Below are 1,188 nucleotides of genomic sequence, written 5' to 3'. Positions count from 1 at the left end.
GATGGCTTCGTGTTTTACACCAACTTAGGTAGTCGCAAAGCGCAGCATCTTGAGCATAACAGCAACATCAGCCTGCATTTCCCTTGGCATCCACTAGAGCGCCAAGTTCACATTACTGGTGTGGCTGAAAAGCTGACTGCGATGGAAAACATGAAGTATTTTACTTCCCGCCCTAAAGATAGCCAGTTGGCGGCCATTGCGAGTAAGCAAAGTAGCCGTATTTCTGCTCGTGGAGTGCTGGAAGGTAAGTTCCTTGAGCTCAAACAGAAATTTGCCAAAGGTGAAATTCCAATGCCAACATTTTGGGGCGGCTTTAGAGTTAAACCGCAAAGCATTGAGTTTTGGCAAGGCGGTGAGCATCGTCTGCATGACCGTTTCCTATTCTCTCAACACGATGGTGAATGGGATATCGACCGTCTCGCGCCATAGGGCATCTTATTTAACGCCTAACAAAACACCGCCTTTAAGGCGGTGTTTGTGTTTATAAAGATAAAGCGGCGTGGCGTTAGCGCTCTCCATTCAAAACAACAGAAAGCTGATGTTTAAGCAGCGTTTTGGGTACAACAGAGCCATAGCCTGCCTCCATTGCTTTATCGATCAGCTCGTTCTTACTATTCGCTTCAAACTTGTTTCTTAGACGTGCGACGTGCCCTTCTACCGTTTTTGTGGAGATGCCCATCACTTGAGAAATAAACTGAGGTTTTTTGCCGTAAAGCAGTAAAAATAGCGTTTCTTGCTCGCGGCATGTGAGCTTTTCTGGCTTCGGGTTCAGATTCGAAAAACGGAAAATGGATTGATGGTTTAAGTCTGTACCGATGGCTCGACACACCCAGTAGCCCACTTCAATCACGGCGGTGTCGGTTAACTCTCGGCCATAAAAAATGGTGCCGAGGATGTTGCCTTGTTCATCTCGCCAAGGGGTTTTCGTGAAAATATGTGCGCGCCAACGCCCGTCAGGGTAAGGATGAATATCAAGGATCTTCAACGATTCGCCCGTTTCGATCACATGTTTATCTTGGCGTTGAAATTCTTGCGCGCATTCAGTGGTTGGGCTCGACATCTCGAAGTCAGTTTTACCAATGCACTCTTCTGGTGAGGTATGGCCCAATAATTCGGCGTATTCCTGGTTCACATAACGGAATACCGAATCTTTATCTTTGCATCCCCAACAACCCGGTAGCTGTCGGA

2 protein-coding genes are annotated in these 1,188 nt (G+C 47.1%); one reads left to right on the top strand and one right to left on the bottom strand.

Going from position 1 to position 1,188, the window contains the following annotated elements; all coding sequences use genetic code 11:
- Positions 1–429, top strand: a 429-nt coding sequence (gene pdxH / locus R7P67_RS25395; protein ID WP_318086395.1) for a pyridoxamine 5'-phosphate oxidase, incomplete at its 5' end; no start/stop codon positions are given.
- A 76-nt stretch (positions 430–505) separates the two neighbouring features.
- Here pdxH and R7P67_RS25390 read toward each other — a convergent pair.
- Positions 506–1,188: PAS domain-containing protein (locus R7P67_RS25390; protein ID WP_318086394.1), on the bottom strand; the 683-nt coding region annotated here is incomplete at its 5' end.

The organism is Vibrio sp. Vb0937 (genome assembly GCF_033338855.1).
Note: the sequence above shows the minus strand (reverse complement) of the source record. Positions and strands in the feature narration are given on the sequence as shown.